General features: G+C 39.1%; 19 protein-coding genes. 10 read left to right on the top strand and 9 right to left on the bottom strand.

What is annotated here, in order from left to right; all coding sequences use genetic code 11:
* Nucleotides 1-36: 36 nt before the first annotated feature.
* Nucleotides 37-1,020 (bottom strand): NAD(P)/FAD-dependent oxidoreductase, encoded by a 984-nt coding sequence (locus IV80_RS02690; RefSeq protein ID WP_057749142.1) that lies wholly within the window; start codon nt 1,018-1,020, stop codon nt 37-39.
* Nucleotides 1,021-1,207: 187 nt separating this feature from the next.
* Here IV80_RS02690 and IV80_RS02695 point away from each other — a divergent pair, with 187 nt between their 5' ends.
* Together IV80_RS02695 and IV80_RS02700 are read left to right on the top strand one after the other, a co-directional pair.
* Entirely contained in the window at nt 1,208-2,167 is a 960-nt protein-coding gene (locus tag IV80_RS02695; protein WP_057749144.1) for a nucleoside hydrolase, read from the top strand.
* Nucleotides 2,168-2,456: 289 nt separating this feature from the next.
* Entirely contained in the window at nt 2,457-4,454 is a 1,998-nt protein-coding gene (locus IV80_RS02700; protein ID WP_057749148.1) for a cation:proton antiporter, read from the top strand.
* Nucleotides 4,455-4,665: 211 nt separating this feature from the next.
* Here the strand turns inward: IV80_RS02700 and IV80_RS02705 are convergent, their stop codons facing one another.
* Nucleotides 4,666-5,601: an alpha/beta hydrolase gene (locus IV80_RS02705; RefSeq protein WP_057749151.1), complete on the bottom strand. Its 936-nt coding sequence runs from the start codon at nt 5,599-5,601 to the stop codon at nt 4,666-4,668.
* A 269-nt stretch (nt 5,602-5,870) separates the two neighbouring features.
* Between IV80_RS02705 and IV80_RS02710 the strand changes: the two genes are divergently transcribed.
* The 3 genes from IV80_RS02710 to IV80_RS02720 all read left to right on the top strand — a co-directional run bounded on the left by IV80_RS02710 (nt 5,871) and on the right by IV80_RS02720 (nt 8,132).
* On the top strand, nt 5,871-6,296 hold the full coding sequence (locus IV80_RS02710; protein WP_057749154.1) for a helix-turn-helix domain-containing protein: 426 nt from the start codon (nt 5,871-5,873) through the stop codon (nt 6,294-6,296).
* 27 nt (nt 6,297-6,323) lie between these two features.
* Nucleotides 6,324-7,175, top strand: coding sequence for a hypothetical protein (locus IV80_RS02715; protein WP_057749157.1), 852 nt, complete (start codon nt 6,324-6,326; stop codon nt 7,173-7,175).
* Between the two features lie 330 nt (nt 7,176-7,505).
* Nucleotides 7,506-8,132: a VTT domain-containing protein gene (locus IV80_RS02720; RefSeq protein WP_057749160.1), complete on the top strand. Its 627-nt coding sequence runs from the start codon at nt 7,506-7,508 to the stop codon at nt 8,130-8,132.
* A 1-nt stretch (nt 8,133) separates the two neighbouring features.
* On the opposite strand, the gene IV80_RS02725 is transcribed toward IV80_RS02720, so the two are convergent.
* Genes IV80_RS02725 through IV80_RS02735 form a run of 3 tightly spaced genes read right to left on the bottom strand, consistent with a single transcriptional unit; the run spans nt 8,134 to nt 9,482 of the window.
* Nucleotides 8,134-8,361, bottom strand: a complete 228-nt coding sequence (locus tag IV80_RS02725) for a hypothetical protein (protein WP_057749163.1) — start codon at nt 8,359-8,361, stop codon at nt 8,134-8,136.
* Between the two features lie 11 nt (nt 8,362-8,372).
* On the bottom strand, nt 8,373-9,014 hold the full coding sequence (locus IV80_RS02730) for a L,D-transpeptidase (RefSeq protein WP_083490487.1): 642 nt from the start codon (nt 9,012-9,014) through the stop codon (nt 8,373-8,375).
* Nucleotides 9,015-9,023: 9 nt separating this feature from the next.
* Entirely contained in the window at nt 9,024-9,482 is a 459-nt protein-coding gene (locus tag IV80_RS02735) for a hypothetical protein (RefSeq protein WP_057749166.1), read from the bottom strand.
* Between the two features lie 810 nt (nt 9,483-10,292).
* Between IV80_RS02735 and IV80_RS02740 the strand changes: the two genes are divergently transcribed.
* From IV80_RS02740 to IV80_RS02755, 4 genes are all read left to right on the top strand, one after another.
* The gene (locus IV80_RS02740) at nt 10,293-11,723 is read left to right on the top strand and encodes an ATP-binding cassette domain-containing protein (protein ID WP_057749169.1); all 1,431 of its coding nucleotides are present in this window, start codon (nt 10,293-10,295) and stop codon (nt 11,721-11,723) included.
* Between the two features lie 495 nt (nt 11,724-12,218).
* A complete protein-coding gene (locus IV80_RS02745; RefSeq protein WP_057749172.1) occupies nt 12,219-12,677 on the top strand; it encodes a universal stress protein in 459 nt (152 codons plus the stop codon).
* A gap of 69 nt (nt 12,678-12,746) precedes the next feature.
* Entirely contained in the window at nt 12,747-13,649 is a 903-nt protein-coding gene (locus tag IV80_RS02750) for an RluA family pseudouridine synthase (protein ID WP_057749175.1), read from the top strand.
* A gap of 1 nt (nt 13,650) precedes the next feature.
* A complete protein-coding gene (locus IV80_RS02755) occupies nt 13,651-14,397 on the top strand; it encodes an NADPH-dependent oxidoreductase (protein ID WP_236699560.1) in 747 nt (248 codons plus the stop codon).
* Between the two features lie 138 nt (nt 14,398-14,535).
* On the opposite strand, the gene IV80_RS02760 is transcribed toward IV80_RS02755, so the two are convergent.
* From IV80_RS02760 to IV80_RS02770, 3 genes are all read right to left on the bottom strand, one after another.
* Entirely contained in the window at nt 14,536-15,006 is a 471-nt protein-coding gene (locus IV80_RS02760; protein WP_057749178.1) for a hypothetical protein, read from the bottom strand.
* Nucleotides 15,007-15,176: 170 nt separating this feature from the next.
* On the bottom strand, nt 15,177-17,543 hold the full coding sequence (locus IV80_RS02765) for a phosphoketolase family protein (protein WP_147186314.1): 2,367 nt from the start codon (nt 17,541-17,543) through the stop codon (nt 15,177-15,179).
* Nucleotides 17,544-17,836: 293 nt separating this feature from the next.
* Nucleotides 17,837-18,559, bottom strand: coding sequence for a GntR family transcriptional regulator (locus IV80_RS02770; RefSeq protein WP_057749183.1), 723 nt, complete (start codon nt 18,557-18,559; stop codon nt 17,837-17,839).
* Between the two features lie 151 nt (nt 18,560-18,710).
* Here IV80_RS02770 and ybaK point away from each other — a divergent pair, with 151 nt between their 5' ends.
* Nucleotides 18,711-19,217 (top strand): Cys-tRNA(Pro) deacylase, encoded by a 507-nt coding sequence (ybaK, locus tag IV80_RS02775; protein ID WP_057749454.1) that lies wholly within the window; start codon nt 18,711-18,713, stop codon nt 19,215-19,217.
* Between the two features lie 66 nt (nt 19,218-19,283).
* On the opposite strand, the gene IV80_RS02780 is transcribed toward ybaK, so the two are convergent.
* On the bottom strand, nt 19,284-19,730 hold the full coding sequence (locus tag IV80_RS02780) for a MarR family winged helix-turn-helix transcriptional regulator (protein WP_057749186.1): 447 nt from the start codon (nt 19,728-19,730) through the stop codon (nt 19,284-19,286).
* Nucleotides 19,731-19,808: the final 78 nt, after the last annotated feature.

Genomic DNA, 19,808 nt, shown 5'->3' on the forward strand with positions numbered 1-19,808 from the left:
CGACTCTCTTTTTTAGTACCCTTATAAAAACTAATGCTATAAAGTCATTGACGTGCTATGCAAGGGACCACGTCGATCCGGATACAATTCTTTCATAATCGCACTAACCGCCATCGGTCCCTCCGCAAAGGCAGTTGCAATTAAATCTAATTTACCATCGTAGTCCACACCATCTCCTATAGCATAGATACCTGGTTCATTTGTACGCATTTGACGGTCTACCATAAACATCCGGTGTTGTTGTTCCGGTTGGACTTGCCATTGACGAATTGTCTTATTATTAGAAATAAAGCCATAGTTAACGACCACATCGTCCACTTCTTTTTGGAGTAGCTGTTCTCCCTTGACCTCTTTCATAATCAGTAGCAAATGGTGTTCAATCGGTGTGATTTCTTTTAATAAATATGGCGTCAGCAGCTCAACATCTGATTTTTCGAGTAATTGCACACTGTGCTCCATCCCACGAAATTGATGACGTCTGTGCATAAGATAGACGTGCTTAGCCGATTCCTGCAGCATCAACGCTGTGTCAATAGCCGAATCGCCACCACCTGCCACCAACACCGTTTTATCTTTAAAACGTGATGGATCTGTGATGGTATAAAAAATATGTTGATTTTCTAGCGTTTCAGCACCTGGTACAGCTAAACGACGTGGGCTAAAAGCACCCACGCCCGTCGCAACAATCACCGCTTTCGAGGCATAGTTTCCTCGATTCGTCACAATTTGATACCCATAGGATTGCTTAATCAGATCTGTAACAGTCTCATTTAATCGGACATCAACCGGCAATTGTTTCAATTGAGTGTAAAGATGACTAATCAAGTCTGTTGCTTTAATACCAGCAAATCCGGCGACATCGTGCACATATTTTTCTGGATAAAGCGCACTTACTTGCCCGCCTAACTGTGATAAGCTTTCAATAATTTGAACCTTAGCTGTGCGTAAGCCACTGTAAAACCCGGCAAACATGCCAGCTGGTCCGCCCCCAATAATGGTAATGTCATAAATATCGGCCACAATGCCCCTTCTTTCTCTTTAAGGAAATAACTGTTTAATTTTAACACGATTTTTTAATTTGTTGGCTTAAATCAATGCCAATTTAAGTAAAAATAGACTTTCTGCAATTATCGCCTAATTTCGATTGTATTCGGTTACTTAATTTCGTATGATTAATGTGAGAAATAAAATAAACGGGAGGCACTTCATGGCAACACACAAAGTGATTTTAGATTTAGACACTGGTATCGACGACGCAATGGCAATTGCTTATGCTGTTGCAGCACCAAACGTTGATTTAATTGGAATTGTTTCTTCATATGGCAATGTTTTAACGCCTTTATCCGCACAAAACAGCTTGAAGATTCTTGAATTGTTAGGTCAAACTGATGTCCCAGTTTTCCTTGGCGAATCCCATTCCTCGACCACTGATCATTTTGATGTCATGCCGATCAGCGCTCAAATTCATGGAAAAAATGGAATTGGTGAAGTTTCCCTGCCAGTTGCTAAACGCCAGCCTGAAACAAAATCTGGCGTCGATTTTTTAATTGAGTCCGCTCATACCTATAAACAAGATTTGATTGTAGTGCCTACTGGTCCACTTACTAACTTAGCTCAAGCACTCAAACGATCTCCTGAAATTCAAGATGAGATTGGCAACGTTACTCTAATGGGCGGTGCTCTTACAGTACCAGGTAACGTTTCCCCGGTAGCTGAAGCCAACATTAACCAAGATCCACAAGCCGCTGATGAAGTCTTTGAAAGCCGACTGAATTTGACCATGGTCGGCTTGGATGTGACACTTCGTACCTTGCTTACTAAAAATGAAACTACACAATGGCGTCAATTGGGGACAGCTGCTGGTGAAAAATTTGCTGACATTGTGGACTACTATATTGATGTTTACAAAATTACCAGTCCTCATTTGCATGGTTGCGCCCTCCATGATCCTCTCGCCGTCGGAGTAGCTTTGGACCCGAGCTTGGTCACCACGCTTGATCTTAATATGTTCGTAGACACCACTCGTGAAATGTGGGGACGCACAATCGGTGATCCAGCTCGTCTCACTGACCCACATCCAAATGTAAGTGTGGCCCTAACAGTTGATCAAAAAACCTATTTAAATCGTTTTATGACCTACTTGTCTAATCTTTTTGCCAAAAATTAAATCATGAACTTGCAAGAGACTGGGAAAAACTCCGAGTCTCTTTGTGTCTCTAACCTTTAATAGTCTGAACTGTACCGCCTAGCTACGTTCAAAGAATGACTCGTTCGGTTTCTTAGGTTGCCATAGCACGGACTGCTTGTTTAAACGTAGGCACGAGGTCAACACACTTTTTCCCATTTTCCTTTCGCTTGAAAAATAAATAACATCCCACCAACTGTTATGTTTGTGACAGTTGGTTTTTTACTGCATATGGTAAACTGGTTACAGATATATTTTAGGAGTGACCTTCATGGAAATCGTTGTTTTAGTTTTAGTTCTGATCATTGCCGTTCTCATTTCAAACATCATTGCTAGCAAGCTCACACAAATACCGCTGGCTTTTATTGAAATTGCAATTGGCCTCTTAGTAGCGCTTATTGTACCTTATTATCGCCATTACACCATGGATCCCGCCCTATTTATGCTAGTAGTTTTAGCACCACTCATGTTTTACGAAGGTCTAAACACCAACATGCGCGTTTTACGTCGCTCTCTTTCCACCACCTTTTCCTTAGCAGTTGGCCTTGCTTTAGTCACCGTAAGTATCGTGGGACTTACCGCACATTTTACACTCAGCGAGTTGGCCCTGCCGGTTGCGTTTGCCTTAGCAGCCATTATTACACCCACTGATGCGGTAGCCGTTTCTTCTGTCACTGCTAATATTGAAATGCCCGAAGAAGCGATGCAAACCTTAAAAAATGAATCTTTATTTAATGATGCATCTGGAATTGTAATTTTTGATTTGGCACTTCAAGCGTTTACTACTGGCAAATTTTCTTGGACATTTAGTTTTTTTGATTTTATCTACGTCTTTTTAGGCGGTCTGCTTCTGGGTACCATTTTAGGCAGCCTGCTCGTTTCACTCCGGACCTTTCTCATAAACCATCGTTTGGATAATTCATCCGTCATTGTCACGATGGGACTTTTAACGCCGTTTTTTGTTTATTTTGTTGCCGAATTTTTACATGTATCGGGAATTTTAGCTGTGGTTGCTGCTGGCTTAATCCATGGTATTCAGCAGGGGCGTTTACGATTAACCTCGACTAAGTTACAAGTCGTCAGCAATACAACTTGGGAGGTCCTCTCAGACAACTTAAACGGGTTTGTTTTTGTCCTCTTGGGAATTTCCTTACCAACCGTTATTGCCGATATTTCTTACCGAAACAACACCTTCTTGTTGCTCTTAACAGGCGTCAGCATCTTACTTTACAGCGTAATGACACTGTTGCGTTACTTTTGGTTACGGATGGGATTTGCCACTATTAGGGTTCGTCCTGAGTATAAAAACACAAATTGTTGGATCATCGCTTTAAATGGTATCCACGGAACAATTACTTTAGCGATGGCCTTCTCCTTGCCGTTAACTCTTCACGGTTCGCCATTTCCTTACCGGAATGATCTACTGTTTATGTCTGCCATGGTGATTATCTTGAGCATGCTTGTGCCTTCACTTATTTTACCTATTTTGTTACCACGTCAAAAAGCGCCGTTCCTACCAGAAGACGCTACCGCGGCCAGACAACGTATGATTAACTACGCCGTTCAAAAAATAACCGAATTAAACGAGGACCCTTTGGAAACGCAAGCCGTCATTGCCACTTTGCACAGCCAAAACAAGCCTGAAATAATTAAGAATCGCCATATTTTGAAGCAATTATTTGCCCAAACTCGTGATGTCGAAAATGAGGTTTTAGATGAGATGGTAACCAACGAAGAGATTACCGAAAAAGATCGTCGTTTATACCAACGAACCATGCTGCTACGCGACGTACGGCTTGATAACAGCATTCTTAAAAGCCTCTGGTTGCAGCTCTCGTACCGGTTCATTTATAATTTTAAACGGTTAACTCATGGCAAACTATGGCGCCGAAAACGACAAGAAATTCAGCATAACCCCGCTTTAATGAAAAAATTTAAAAGTAAGCATGATACCCTTGTCGAAATCGAAAACCGAACTACCCAGCGTGTTTTTGAATATCTCCAAAGCCCCAAAGTGAATAAAGAAAATCCGACTGATATTTCAATCGTCCAGCGGTACTATCGCGAACGTCACCGCCGTTATCAAAACAGTTCTGACAGCAATGATATTCAAGAGGAACTCTTTATTAAGGCTTTTCAATTTGAATACAACTTTGTTCAAAATGAGCTGAGCGAGAAGCGCCTAACACGTGAATTAGCCACCGCTTTGTATGAACAAATTTCCAACGATGAATTAATTTATATGCAAAATGATGAACTATACGATTAAATCTTAATCTAATAGAGGCTAGGGAAATAGTTTCCCTAGCCTCTTTCTGTCTCTGATCTTGAATAGTCAAAACTGAAGAAAAGAATTTAATCCTCTGCTTAGCTACAAAAGCCAAACGATCCAAAAGACGAATCATTCGCTTTTTAGGCCATGCTCGAAGTCAACATTTTTTCAGTCTCCTTTTATCTGTTTTCAGATTTGTCCGGCACCTTTATTTCACGTACTTAGCTAAAAATTTGCGAACTGTTTTTTGATAAACCTTAGGCTGTGTTGCCATTGATTTAGCATGCGTCGCCCCTTTAACAATCAACAGCTGCTTAGGCCCCTTGGCTGCTTTGTACAACGGATAAACCATCCGTGTTGGTACAAAAGTATCTTTATCTCCATGAATAAACAGCATAGGCCGGTGATTTTTCGTCACCTGCTTTAAGGCACTTGCTTCCTTAAAGTTATAGCCGGCTCGTACTTGTGTCATCATACTTACTGATGGTACTAATGGCCAGTATGGTAAATGATACATAGTTTTTGCTTCATACGTAATCTCATCATTTACGGACGTGTACCCACAATCTTCAACATAGGCTTTTAATTGCTTGGGTACATTTTTTTCGCCACTAACCATCATAGTGGTTGCACCGCCCATGCTGACACCGTACATGACGAGCTGCTGATTTTGGCCTTCTCTTTTTAACAATAAATTCATCCATTTAATGTAATCTAACCGGTCTGGCCAGCCAAAACCAATATAGTTTCCTTGACTATCTCCTTGTCCGCGATCATCCGGAATTAAAACATTGTATCCCATTTTATGAAACATGGCTGCCGAAGCACCCATTCGCGTTTTGTTATCCATAAAACCGTGGGCAATAACAGCCGTTTTATCACTTTTATGTGCAGCCGGAATATAATACGCATCTAACTTTAGGTGCCCTGTGGCCGAGGTCTGATGCCAAGTCTGTTTTTTGACCTTTTGAAACCAATGTTTCTCTGAATATAATGGATCACTCTTTTTAAGCGTGTTTGAGCTACCCAAAAATTCCTTGTGTCCAGGTACAACAGCGACATGATAAAAATATGCCGCTGCCCCAACATCTGCTACTAACAACACAATGATAATGCCCAGAAACCATTTCCAAAACTTTTTCACAATTTTCATCCCTTAATTAGTCGATTTAAAAAGTATACAGCTTTTTTAAGCTTCACGGCTAAATTTTTCCTAGTTACAATGCTTGATACCCCTTTTGGAAGTTCCATCTAGTCCCGAATATACGCCAGTCAAGATACTTCCAGTTCATTTTTGTCTTATCTGTGACAAATAAGTCCAAATGTCCCACCGAAACGCAAAAAATAGTGAACAACAGCAGCTAACGCAGTGTGGTTATGATAAAATTAACCTAACAGAAAGGAAGTAATTTTATGTTTCCTGAAAGACTTCGTGCTCTCCGTCACGGCCAAAACATTACTTTGGAACAATTAGCGACGGATTTAAATAAACAATATCCAGGCCCAGCTGAAAAAGCAAACACCTCTTCTCAAATCGGCAATTGGGAACGCGGTGTCCGCACCCCTTCCTATGTCGAGGTTCGTAAACTGGCGGAATATTTTGATGTCACCATGGATTATCTTAGTGGTAAGGCCGACCATGATGAATATGACCTAAGCAAACTATTTTTATCTGGCAAGCAATTAACTTTTAATCACAAAGTGCTTACCAGCGAAGATCGTTATGAACTTTTCCAACTCATGGATGGCTATCTTCACGGTAAAAATCGACGAACCACCCATCCAGATAATGACCAGCAAGAAGAACTTGATTTGGGTTTGGATGAGAATAAAAAATAGCACATACAAAATTTAAGGTGAGAGCGATTGAACGGAAAAAAATTAAAGAAAATACGTCAACAGGCGCGCATAACAAAAAAACGAAGCAACACAAACAACTATCTGGACGATATCCGAAAATACGATACTTTATTTCAAGATTTTCCCCAAATTAGTTTTTTGACGCATAACGTTTTAGAAAGCGACCGTCTTATCTCGCAGGGGCTCCCACCACAATCTCTGCCTTTGCTGCAGGTCCCTGATAATTTTCAGGACACCTTATTTCAGGCTATTCTCAAAAAGTACCCAATGGGAGATTCTCGTGGTGATGCTTTATGGAACCGGTACACACATGCTTTGCCCAACCTAGATAAACAATTACGCTCTTTCAGAGATTATTTGGAAGCACATTATGGCATGTGGGCTTATATTGCTGCCCCATTTCTCAAAGACTTAGCTCACTTTATCAATGGTGCGCCTACTCTTGAAGTCATGGCAGGCAATGGCTATATCTCAGCAGGTTTGCAGCAATTAGGTCAACCGATAATTGCCACAGATAGCAAAGACTGGACCAAAGAAAACGAAACTGGCAAACATGCGTTAACAGATATTGAACCACTGTCTGCTTTGAATGCTTGGGAAAAATATCAGCGTCAGATAAAGTTCGTAATCATGTCTTGGTCCCCAGATGGCGTTCCCGTAGACTGGCAGCTTCTAAAGGCCATTCGTGAATCCAGCTCAGACGTTCAATTAATTTGTATTGGTGAAAAATTTGGCAGCTCAGGAAGCCGCCAGTTTTGGAAAAATGCGTCCTATGTTGATCCAGAAGGTACCAAGAAATTAAATCAACATTTTTCTCACTTCGATTTGGTTCATGATCAGGTTTATTTGATCCAATAGTTTCTTATAATCTATATAAAAAAAGAGGTTACAGAAAAATTGCTTTTTCTGTAACCTCTTTTGAACGGTACTTGATTACTCAAATAGATTTTGCACGGTTCACACATGCGCCATCAGATGTTCCACAAAAATCCGGTGGAAAAACACATCCCGTTCCAAGAAAAATCACTAGTCACTCGAAAGTGAAACAACCGAAGTTGCCTGATTCTGCTCGACTCATCGCATACCAAAAGCATAACACGTTTTCCCATAAATTGCCAATCAACCTACTAGTCATTTTGAAAGTTTCAGTATATGATTAGGGTAGTTTTTACGAGAATGGAGCTCTTTATGTTAAATTTAGCCATTGATTTTTTTATTCATCCACTCAACTACATTGTCCCGTTAGCCGACAAATTAAATGGTTGGGTCTATTTGATTTTATTCATCTGGATCTTTTTAGAAACTGCATACCTTTTCTTTTCGTTTCTACCTGGTCAATCTGTCCTGTTTCTCACAAGTACCATCGCCGCTACACCACATTCTAAACTCAACTTATTTATTTTATTCATCGTCTTTTTGGCTGCCGCCACGATCGGATCTATTGTTAAGTTTCACCGTGGCGAAAAAATGGGTAAGGGTTCTAAAATAAGCAAGGAGATTCAGGCCTCTGACCAAATGGAAAAAACCAAGGCTTTCTTTCACCACAATGAAAGAAGTTCCTTAATTCTTTCGCGCTTTGTGCCTTTTCTAGGCTTGTTTGTCCCTATTATTGCAGGCAATTCAGACATGAGTTTTCGCAAATTTAACAAACTCAATTTTTTAGGCGCACTACTTTGGGTAGGCGTGTGCTGTTTAGCAGGTTTTTACCTAGGGCGCACGCCATTTGTTCAAAAGTACTTTACCTTAATTTTCTTCATGTTAGCCTTACTACCTATTCTCAGCAAACAGCTCTATAAACTTTTGGCGCACAAATGACCTATTGGTGCGCTTTTTTTAATTGCCAAATTCGCCAAACAACTAAGACGATCACATACAAGAACGTCACACCCAAGATGGTCCCCCAACTTAAATAAATCGTTTTCGTGAAGACGAACCCAATTAAGCGATAAATCACCAGCACGACAAAAAGACTGGCAATACTTATGCCAGCATCTTGATACCATTTTCTTTTTTTATTTAAAAATTCATGTATTTTATTCTTCATAATCCAATCCCTCAATGGATAACAACTTTTGTTCCTTCTTTAATATGTGTATATAACCATTTAGCATCCGGAACTGACAACCGTACACAACCGTGTGAATTAGCTTTTTTTCCTAGTTTTTCAGCTTCATTGACAAGGAACTTTCCTTGCTGATCCGTGGGTACTGAATGGAATAAATAAATACCATGATCTTTCCAAGAAACATAATACTTTGCGCCCTCTTTGGATTGCGCATTATAGAAAAACTCCCCACGTTCAGCCTGAATATGGTAAGTACCCGTCGGTGTCGAATTATTCTCGCCGGTGGACGCATACATTGTGTACAATCGGGTTTGTTTGTTTCGAATATAAACCCGCTGCTTTGCAATAGACACATCCAACCATACATCAGTGTACTTTGTTAAATCCGGATAAGGCTTGACCTCTGAGGATTTTTGCCAATTCACGGCACGCATATAAGCTGGGCGTTTAGGTTTAGTTGCCTTTTTTGCTTTTTTCGAGGACTTCTTTTCTTTTGGGAGATTCGAGACCGTAACTTGGTCCAAATTTTGTTTTTTAACCTTAGTTGTTGCCGGATGAAAACGTAAACTAATCAGAAAAATCACAAGAAATAGTATGCCGCCAACCGTCAACATTTTACTTAAACGACTCATACGCAACCTCTACTTTGACGCTTCTTTTTTCGCATCTAAATTTTCGAACTGTAACGCTACCCAGTCGCTAATATTTTGAAAGACGTCGGCATCGCCAGCCAAGAAATCGTCAACGCTCCCCATCAAATCAATTCGCAAATGAGAGGGATTGATAGCTTCAGCCTCAAAAATAGCATAGAGCTGAACCTCATACTCTGTATCAGCTTCCGTTAATTGTTCAATTTTATTCGGGTAGGCAAACGGTAAATTAATAATGTTAGTTTGTAATCGGAGCAAAACTTCTTTGCGGATAGTGACGTCAGCCTCTGCCACAGCCGTTTTACTAAGTGCAGCTTGTAAGTAATCAAAGACGGGTTTCAATGCTCCTGTAGGATCTTTTTTGAGCTTTGTACTCGTTATTTTAAAGTTTTCACGTTCAAATTTATCGTCACGAATCGTTTCTAATAGATCACTTGATTTAATTTTCATCATCGTCACTCCTAAGTTGGTTAAAGCTTACCTACTTAGTCTACCATCTGTGCAGAAAGTTACAAATTACAATTGTTTTACTAAAATAAAACCACAAAAAAATGCCAGGCTAACCGAAATTAGCCTGACACGAAATTAATGGTGGTATCTGTATCACCATCACCAATGTACCTACATTGTAATCGCCTTCTTCTAAAAAATCTAGTATAATGCTTAGAAATTATGTATCCCTGAAAACACGATTATTGGGTCGAATACAGCGTGTAAATTCAAATCTTTTATAAATTTAAAACGCCATTAGTTCTGATTCGATTTTTTTCAAAAATGCCGATAAGCACAATGGCTCGCTATATTTATTACTGTATTAGGATCAATCTTAGTCACACATTCATCAGAAAAATTTTTTAAGTGATTCTCTCCACCAAGTAATGCACTACATTTTGACAAAAGTATGGCTATAAAAGCCACCAACCGGAGACAATAATACCAATTAATCTAAAATAATTGCTTTTTTTATAACCTACATTTGCAACCGAACCAGGAAAATTATCACGAACAATGATAATGGTAACAACTTATTTTTTCATATGTTCAAACGTTATGTTCTCTAAAAGCCACTCGATAAATTAAAATTTAACTATAAAATAATGTGAAAATGATTGCAAAAAGATGTACACTAGATCTATTCAACTAGCATGCAAGTCTCTAAAAAACAAAAAAAGCGACAATACATCACGGAATTACTATATCGACAGTAAGTATCGTACATAATCTACTACTAAAAACAATAAATAAAAAACGAGGCAAATAATGGTTATCACTCTAAAGAATATTTCTTATATAACGCCAAGCGGCATAAAACTTTTCAAAAACGTCACTTTAAATATTGATGCCACTTGGAAGACTGGACTTATGGGCCCAAATGGCGTGGGAAAATCAACTCTACTAAATATATTAATAAAAAGAATCACCCCCTCAAGTGGACACGTTTCAAACAATATAAAAGCAGGTTACTTTTCAAATTCTGTTAATTCTGAGATTAATTCATCAATTACTGTAAGTCGGTATATTCATAACCATGTACACGATTTATCTTCCTTTAATAAGATGTGGTATGCATTCAAATTAAAAGACCAGTTAAAAAAACAGCTTCTAAAATCGTTAAGTAGTGGTGAACTAACTAAACTTTTATTATCCATTTTATTAAGCAATCATTATGATTATTACATTTTAGATGAACCTACAGTTTCTTTAGATACTGACGGAATTGACACGCTTAAAGACATTCTTAATACCAAAAACGGTTTTTTAATTGCGAGTCATGATGCCAATTTTTTGAGTGATATAACTAATCATACAATGATTGTTGATAATCAACAGATTTCTTTATATAAAACTAACACGCTTTCTGCTGCAAACACTCAACGCCGTGTGACAGAGAGCCAAGATAAACAAATACAAAGGGAAAAGAAATCTATTGAATTACTTAAACAAAAATCAACTACTTTACGTGAATGGGATAAAAAATCTAACTCAGATAATACGAAGTTTATAAAACGAGCCAAAAGTATCGAAAAAAGAATCGACAAACTTACTAAAGAAATTCCCAATATAGATAAAGAAATCAAAAATAATCAGTTAAATTCAAGCTCAACCTATTATAAGGCTACCTTAACAGTTGAAAACTTTTCAGTAGGATATAATGAATATCCTCTTTTTAATCCCATTAGTTTTTCCGCAAAACCTGGTAAAATAATTAGCCTTCATGGTCATAATGGTATTGGTAAAAGCTCTTTTTTAAACTTTATTAATCACACAGCCTCAAATCAATTAAATAGTATTGGTAAACTACACATTTCGACTAATGCAATCACACTAGTTTCAAAAACACGGACTCACCGACAATCTATTCTAAAGTTGGCCAAAAATAACTATGGCACTGATTTCATTAATGGCGTGCACAAACTAGGCATCGTTAGAGACAAATTTAACACACCAATTATAAATTTAAGCTCTGGTGAACAAAAGAAAATTGATTTATTACTGAGTTTGCTTGATAAGAGTGCCTTAATACTCTGGGACGAACCTAGTAACTATATTGACGTACGTACCATTCAAATGCTAATCGATTTTGTGAAAATACAATCTAAAACAATTGTTGTCGTTGATCACAATTTTGATTTCCTTAAACATATATCTGATCAAATTATAAATTTATCAGCAGTAACGAATGCAGATTAGCACATTTTCATTTAATTTAAACCAAAACGATATCCTTTTTATTTCCACTAAGCTTTAGGACGGTTCAGCAGACCATAATCAAAAATAAACATGATTCCTCCGTCACACCTTACTGCCTGAGGACGGCTCGCCAAAGCAAAAAGGACAAGATAAGTATAACTCCTGCGGGATTGTCATCCCGCCTCCGTCGTGTATCACTCACTCTGTTGGCTGAGGACGGCTCGCCAAAGCAAAAAGGACAAGATAAGTATAACTCCTGCGGGATTGTCATCCCGCCTCCGTTGTGTATCACTCACTCCATTGGTTGAGGACGGCTCGCCAAAGCAAAAAGGCCAAGATAAGTATGACTCCCGCGGGATCGCCATCCCGCCTCCGTCATACTTATCTTGGCCTTTTTACCACTTTGCCGAGCCCACTTTGTTCTAAATCCCTTACATTTTTCCAAATAAATGATATGATATTCATAAGAACCCATGTGAATGGAAGGTGAGTTACATGTTACAACAATATAAGAATATTTTAGCTCCAATTGATGGATCAAAAGTCACAGACACCGTTTTGAAAAAAGCCATTGAGGTTGCCAAACGTAATGACACCCATCTTGACATCTTAAACGTGTTGGAAGTCAACCAATTCAGCGACACTTATGGTGGTGCCGTCAGCGGTGACGTCATCTACAAACTCTCCGAAGACGTTCAAAAACGCCTCTCCGAACTCAAAAAGCAAGCTGAAGACGCTGGCGTCAAAGACGTAAGTGTCCACGTTCGTTTCGGTAACCCCAAACCCGTTATCGCAACTGAATTTCCCAAAGACCATCACAATGAACTCATTATGATCGGTTCCACTGGTCTAAACGCTTTAGAACGCCTCATGGTTGGCTCCGTTGCAACTTACGTTAGCCGTAACGCCATCTGTGACGTCCTTGTCGTCAAACCAGAACCAGAAACTAAATAAATTTTTCTACAATTTTTAGGATCAGGCAGACCTTCGTTTGTGGTGATCCTTTTCTTATGGGGTGAATCTATGAAATGGCACTATGCACGACGCCTTCCAACCAATTTTCCATCAACTCGACTTCGCGATCTGCTTCAAAAAAACTGGTTTCTTTCTCGCAAAGAAGTCCATTTTTTAAGAATCAATCGCGCAGTCTTCGTGAATCATCATTATTTACCAATGAATACTCTGGTTCAGGCCGGCGACTATCTTGAACTTACCTTTGATGCACAAGATTTTTCCACCCCGATTCCCAGTTTTGTTCCCGATAGTTCGGCTAATTTGGCCATTTTATTTGAAACCGATGATCTTCTCATTGCTAACAAAGCCCCGGGGATCAAAACACATGCAAATCAACCCAATGAAATTGGAAGTCTGATGAATCACCTTGCGGCTTACCTTCAGAAAACACCATTTCATCCTTACAATGTACATCGTTTGGACCAACAAACAAGTGGTGCTATTCTAGTAGTTAAGAATCCTGTCCTAATTCCGATTTATAATCGTCTCATTAAAACCAAAGTTATTAAACGTACTTACTTAGCCGTCGTTCAAGGGCAAATGACCAGTCACAAGGGCAAAATAACATTGCCAATTGGCACAACACCTTTTGATCAGCGCCAACGTGTCGTTAATGGCATTCAAGCTTTAACTGCCAGCACCACTTTCAAAGTTATTAAAACATTTGCCCACCAAACTTTAGTGCAAGTGACCTTGCAAACTGGGCGAACACATCAAATTCGGGTGCATTTGGCTAGCATTGGACATCCAATCATGGGTGATCCGCTATACAATCCCACTTTTCAAGCTGGTCAACGGCTTGCCCTGCATTCTTGGCAAATTCAGTTTCCATTACCATTTTCTACTGAGACAAAAACCATTACCGCTCCTGTACCTGTTTATTTTAATTCTTACGGAAAGAAGTCTGATTAATTTGTCTACTAACGAGACCTTACACTTATTAACACATCATCGCTCCATTCGTCATTTTAAAGACCAAGCTTTATCAAACGAAACAATTCAAGCGTTGTTACAGGCTGCACAACGGACTTCCTCAAGCATGTTTATGCAGCAATTTAGCATTATCAGCGTAACTGATCCAGCCCTAAAAAAACAATTTGCTGAAATTACCACCTACCCATTTACGCAAAGTAACGGGCATTTATTCATTATGGTTGCCGATCAACATCGAAATGCATTTATTGGTCAAGAGGCTCACGAAGACACTCATTTATTACATGATGGCGATCGCAGTTTAGCCGCATTTGATGATGCTGCATTAGCCGGTCAAAGTATTGTCACTGCTGCAGAAAGTATGGGATTAGGTGCCGTAATTTTGGGAAGCATTTTAAATGATGCACAGCAGGTAATTGATCTCCTTCATCTGCCAAAGCTTACCTTCCCCATTTTTGGAATCGCGGTTGGGTATCCTAGCGAAAATCCTGATCTAAAACCTCGTCTACCGTTATCCAGTGTTCATTTCGAAAATCATTACCAAGAACCGGATCCGAAGGAATTAGACGCCTATGATCAAACAATCGCCGCCTATTACGCCAAAAGAAGTACCAATACTCGTACGGAAACTTACCGGCATCACATTCTTCATGATATGCAAGTAAGTCCCAAAAAACGGTCGCAAATTTTAACCGTTTTAAAAAACCAGGGATTCTTTACAAACTAAAAGAGACCGGAATTTTTCCGGTCTCTTTTATTCTCTAAACTTTAAGAGTCAAAATTAGGGAAAAAGGCTATGCTCGAAGTCAAAACACCTTTTTCCCACGCTCTTTTTATACGAATTAAATTTGAATAAACGAGACGCTTATTCTGCTTGTTGATTTTTCCCGTAGTATTCTCTTTCAGCTTGTTTACGGGCAGTCACCGCGTCATCAAAACTTTTAAAGCTCTTTGCTAAAACATATTGATAATCAACCATTAAGTGGGCATACCAAGAATCCGAAGTTTTATCATAAGAAACCCCGATCACACCACTTTTGTTACGCTTAGTTAAGTCTCGGGAAGTAAAATTAATTCCCTTTTCGTCCACTAAGTTTTTAGCATTGCCAACGTTTTTTTGAAATGCTGGATTGCACCGACTGCTTCGTCGTGAAATTTCGCGTTTTAAGCAGCCACAACTGCGAGTTTGTCCACTGCGAAGGGCATAACCATCAACGACAACTTGATTGCCACAGTCACATTGACACAACCACTTTGCATTGCCATTAGCTGGATTAGATCCCGCCCTCTTGATGACTTTTAAGCGACCAAACTTTTTGCCCATCATTGGAACCATACTAACCACCGCCTATAATTTAAATATTTATATTGTAATTTTTTTAGTTACTATATTTAGTATAATATCAAACACAGTTAGATTTCAATATAGATAACCACTTTTTTTCAATAAAAAAACTTTGAAAATAGTCCTATCAACCACTTCCAAAGTTTTTAAAATTCTCTTAATTAAGCTAATGGTTTCCAAACCCAATTTTTAACTTCTGGTAAATCATCACCATGATCACGAATATACTGATGATGTTCAACCAATTTGTTATCCATTGCCTGGATAAATCCAGCACCCTCTTGAGCGTAGCTAGGCACATTAGCAACTGCTTCTTTTGCCAAGTTAAAGCGATCCAATTTGTTCATAACTCGCATGTCAAATGGTGTGGTGATGTCGCCATCTTCACGATATCCATGCACGTGAAGATTATGATTGTGCCGATCAAAGAAGATGGATTTAATCAAATCTTCGTAGCCATGGAAGGCAAAAATGACTGGTGTATCTTTCGTAAAGTAATGATCAAATTCTTCATCGGTCAACCCATGAGGATTTACCTTACGACTTTGGAGTTTCAACAAATCAATCACATTGATAAACCGAATCTTTAAGTCTGGGAAATGATCATGCAATATATTAATTGCCGCTAAACTCTCCATATTTGGTTCTGTGCCCGCCGCGGCAAAAATAATATCTGGTTTGGCGTTTTGATCAGTACTTGCCCAATCAATGATGCCTAACCCATTTTTAGCTAATACTTCAGCCTCTTCAATGGAATAGAACTGTGGTCGCAACTGTTTAGAAGTAACCAAAATATTAATTTTCTCACGATCGTTCATAATCATCGGACTAACTGCCAACAAAGAGTTTGCGTCAGCCGGCAAATATTCACGCACAAATTCTGGTTTCTTTTCAGCCATATGCGTCAAAATACCAGGATCTTGATGGGTATAACCATTGTGATCTTGTTGGAAACTAGTTGAAGTTGACACCACATTCAGAGATGGATAATCTTTTCGCCATTTCAATTCACTAGCTTTTCGTAACCACTTGAAGTGCTGTGTTAACATGGAATCCACGATCCGTAAGAATGCTTCATAGCTAGTAAAAATACCATGACGACCAGTTAAAGTATACCCTTCAAGCCAGCCTTCAGCTTGATGTTCTGATAATTGGGCATCCAAAATTCGGCCAGCAGGTGCCAAGTCTTCATCCCAGTCCTTCTTAATCGGATCAATCCATTGACGATCTGTTGTTTCAAATAACCCATAAAGACGATTGGACATCGTTTCGTCAGGTCCGAACATCCGGAAATTGTTAGGGTTCAATTTGACCACATCGCGCAGGTAATCGGACCACACAATCATATCTTGCTTGATATTTTCACCACGTTTGCTAGTATCCACCGCATATTTACGATAATCTGGAAGCCGCAAATCATGAGCATGAACCCCACCATTTGTGATTGGGTTAGCTGCCATCCGTTTATCCCCTTTTGGCGCAATTTCCGCAATCTCAGACTTCAATTTGCCGTTTTCATCGAATAATTCTTCAGGTTTATAGGATTTCAGCCATTCTACCAAAGCATCAGCGTGTTGCATGTCGTTTTGATCAACTGGAATTGGAATCTGATGAGCACGGAAAGTCCCTTCAATAACTTCTCCGTCCCAAGTTTTAGGACCCGTCCAGCCTTTTGGTGATCGAAAGACAATGAGTGGCCACTTTGGTAACGTCGGATCATTATTTTCACGTGCATGTTTTTGAATAGCCTGAATCTGCTCAACTGCCGAATCCATTGCCTCAGCCATCTGCGGATTCAGTTTTTCAACATCGTCCCCTTCAACAAAGATTGGATTCCAATTCAAGCCCTCAAAATACTGTTTAATTTTTTCATCCGACATACGACTAAATAACGTCGGATTACTGAGTTTGTAGCCATTAATATCTAAGATAGGTAAAATGGCCCCATCATTGATCGGATTAATAAATTTATTCGACTGCCAGGACGTAGCTAATGGCCCAGTCTCAGCTTCTCCATCACCGACAACAACCGCCGCAATTTGATCTGGATTATCCAAAATTGCGCCTGTTCCATGAGAAATAGAGTAGCCCAATTCGCCACCTTCATGAATTGATCCAGGTGTCACAGGTGCCGCATGCGAAGCCACGCCACCTGGCCAAGAAAATTGTTTAAACAGCTTTTTCATACCTGTTTTATCTTGCGTGATTTCTGGATAAATATCGGTGTATGAACCATCCAAATAAGAATTAGAAACCATCACCTGGCCACCATGACCGGGACCTTCAATATAAAACATGTTCACATTATATTTATTAATAACGCGATTCAAATGGGCATAAATATAATTTTGTCCTGGAATCGTGCCCCAGTGTCCAATTGGATGAACCTTTACATCATCCTTTTTTAAGGGACGTTCTAATAAGGGATTATCCTTTAAATAAAGTTGTCCAACTGATAAATAATTTGCTGCTCGCCAAAACTTATCAAGTTTGTCAAAATACGATTTTGATGAATAATCAACAGTCATGGTATGACTCCTTTCAAACATTTCACATTTGCGTTTGTTACCGAATACATTTTAATCATAAACCGATTTGCCGTTTGGGTCAACTAATTTGAAAATTGATACGGTCCAATTTTTTGAGAGACTTAACTTTCAATGCAATCATCTCCTCGAACGCTCATTAGCCAAACAAGAAATGCAGCTGACTTTTCAATTGAAAGCTTACACCCATTAGCCTTTTTAGACATGGAATTTGCACAAAAAAAGCCGTCGGTTATTTGCCGTCGACTTTAATACCCTATATTTAATTTCTAATATTATTTCAGTTCTACTAATGCGTTATACTTCATATACTGATAATGCAAACGCATATTAGACAACTCAAATGGTGTCCCGTCATCTAAGAAAAAGATTCCGGACATGACACCCACTGGTTCTTGAGGGGTCAACCCTAACAATTCCTGATCCTCTTTTGTAGAAGGTTGTGCCTCAATCGACAAAAACGATTTTGTGACCGTCTGATTCTTTTTATCCTCTAAATAATTAAAAATAGATCCTGAGACAATAGTACGCGATAACTCAGGTGCAATCCTAATCGGAATATAGCCAGTTTCAATCATAACTGGTTGATCATCAAGTAATCTTAGTCGGCGAATTTGATAAACAAAATCTTCTTCTTGCAAGAAAAGGTCTGTCTGCATTTCCTTGGTCGCCGGAATGACTGAAAAATCTAGCACCTTAATGCCCGGTTTTTTGCCATCTGCTCGCAGGCTATCTGTCACTCCAAGGTTAGAGCCCTCATAATTGAATAAGGACCGATTTTTCAAATACAGCGGATTTACGAATGTCCCCGAACCCCGCTTTTTAAATACGATTCCCTCACTAGCCAAAACATTCAACGCCCGTTTAATGGAACTACGGCTGACTCCGTACTGACTTGTCAGGGTGCGCTCATCTGGCAATTTTTTTGCAGGAAACTCGTTATTAAAGATCCGTTTTTCTAAATCTTTCAAAATTGTTTTATACAATAAATCTGCCATGACACCCTCACCTCTTGTTTTCGTTAACACATACCTTTAGATTATAGCATATCCCCATTACTCTCGTTTTCATTTCTTAAACACAACGCGTGACAAGTTTTATGCCGGCTTGGAAACTTATGCTAAAATATGTCCTAGGAAGGTGAACATTATTTCTAAAAAAAATAAGAAAAATAAAATCGATAAAACACTCGTTGAAAAAATCTTAGACAAGGCCAACATGAAGTATGAACAATACGTCTTTCCTACCCAACAAGAGGGCGACGTAGAACAATTGCAAGTCGACCACCTTAACGAAGATGAACATCATATCTACAAAACATTGGCCTTAACTGGCAACAAAACTGGGCCTTTAGTTGGCGTTTTGCCAATTGATGAACATCTTAGCTACAAAAAATTAGCAAAGGCTTCTGGTAATAAAAAGGTGGGCATGATTCCACTAAAAGAACTCGTCAAAACGACTGGTTATGAGCATGGCGCAAACACGCCCATTGGCATTTACGAAAGTAAGCATTTTCCCATTTATATTTCCGACATTGCCCAAAAACAGGGCCAAATCATTGTTTCATCAGGGAAAATTGGCCGTTCTGTAAAAATTGATGCTAATGATCTTAAAAAACTCGTCCATGGCACCTTCGCAGACCTGACAGAATCATAAGACTTTGCTTTTCTGCTGAGCTTTCCATAGACAAGATGAAAAAGACGGAAAAATTCTCGATTGTCCTTAGAATTTTTCCGTCTTTTTAGCTGTTCGATTTTCTATTTTAGTTGTCCACGTCTTCAGATTGCGTACTACGGCATCTCGTGCTTGCTCATCTCCAAACACGCCACATGTGATTTCATCCATTTTGGCTAAACATTGATAGGCCACTTTTACCATATTCTGCCCGTCTGATGTTAATCGCAATGTCACCTGCCGCCAATGATAAGTTCTTTCTACGTATCCTTTTTCAACCAAACGATCCACAAAGCGCGACATTGTCGATGGTGAATAATCCATTAAATCGGCCAAATCGTGTAAAAGAATGCTCTTTTGTTCGTCAATCGCCATCAACACATAACTATACGTGGGATTCATTCCAGTTGGCTGATAAACCTTTTTAGCAATTCTTTCTGTTTCGCGAGCCAAACGATTGGACACAAAATAAGTGCAACTCTCCAATACTGACATAATCATTATCCTCCTCAAACAGATATGTTGACAAAAAGTATACCAGCAACTTAGTATGTATGTACAATAATATGCATA

Origin of the sequence: Pediococcus cellicola (genome assembly GCF_001438655.1) — a bacterium.
GTDB lineage: Bacteria > Bacillota > Bacilli > Lactobacillales > Lactobacillaceae > Pediococcus > Pediococcus cellicola.

What these genes read in the sequence shown, in the direction of transcription:
- IV80_RS02745 (WP_057749172.1), top strand. Translation starts at nt 12,219, where the DNA reads ATGTTACAACAATATAAGAATATTTTAGCTCCAATTGATGGATCAAAA.
- IV80_RS02780 (WP_057749186.1), bottom strand. Translation starts at nt 19,730, where the DNA reads ATGTCAGTATTGGAGAGTTGCACTTATTTTGTGTCCAATCGTTTGGCT.
- IV80_RS02730 (WP_083490487.1), bottom strand. Translation starts at nt 9,014, where the DNA reads ATGAGTCGTTTAAGTAAAATGTTGACGGTTGGCGGCATACTATTTCTT.
- IV80_RS02750 (WP_057749175.1), top strand. Translation starts at nt 12,747, where the DNA reads ATGAAATGGCACTATGCACGACGCCTTCCAACCAATTTTCCATCAACT.
- IV80_RS02760 (WP_057749178.1), bottom strand. Translation starts at nt 15,006, where the DNA reads ATGGTTCCAATGATGGGCAAAAAGTTTGGTCGCTTAAAAGTCATCAAG.
- IV80_RS02700 (WP_057749148.1), top strand. Translation starts at nt 2,457, where the DNA reads ATGGAAATCGTTGTTTTAGTTTTAGTTCTGATCATTGCCGTTCTCATT.
- IV80_RS02695 (WP_057749144.1), top strand. Translation starts at nt 1,208, where the DNA reads ATGGCAACACACAAAGTGATTTTAGATTTAGACACTGGTATCGACGAC.
- IV80_RS02720 (WP_057749160.1), top strand. Translation starts at nt 7,506, where the DNA reads ATGTTAAATTTAGCCATTGATTTTTTTATTCATCCACTCAACTACATT.
- IV80_RS02710 (WP_057749154.1), top strand. Translation starts at nt 5,871, where the DNA reads ATGTTTCCTGAAAGACTTCGTGCTCTCCGTCACGGCCAAAACATTACT.
- IV80_RS02765 (WP_147186314.1), bottom strand. Translation starts at nt 17,543, where the DNA reads ATGACTGTTGATTATTCATCAAAATCGTATTTTGACAAACTTGATAAG.
- IV80_RS02735 (WP_057749166.1), bottom strand. Translation starts at nt 9,482, where the DNA reads ATGAAAATTAAATCAAGTGATCTATTAGAAACGATTCGTGACGATAAA.
- IV80_RS02770 (WP_057749183.1), bottom strand. Translation starts at nt 18,559, where the DNA reads ATGGCAGATTTATTGTATAAAACAATTTTGAAAGATTTAGAAAAACGG.
- IV80_RS02740 (WP_057749169.1), top strand. Translation starts at nt 10,293, where the DNA reads ATGGTTATCACTCTAAAGAATATTTCTTATATAACGCCAAGCGGCATA.
- IV80_RS02725 (WP_057749163.1), bottom strand. Translation starts at nt 8,361, where the DNA reads ATGAAGAATAAAATACATGAATTTTTAAATAAAAAAAGAAAATGGTAT.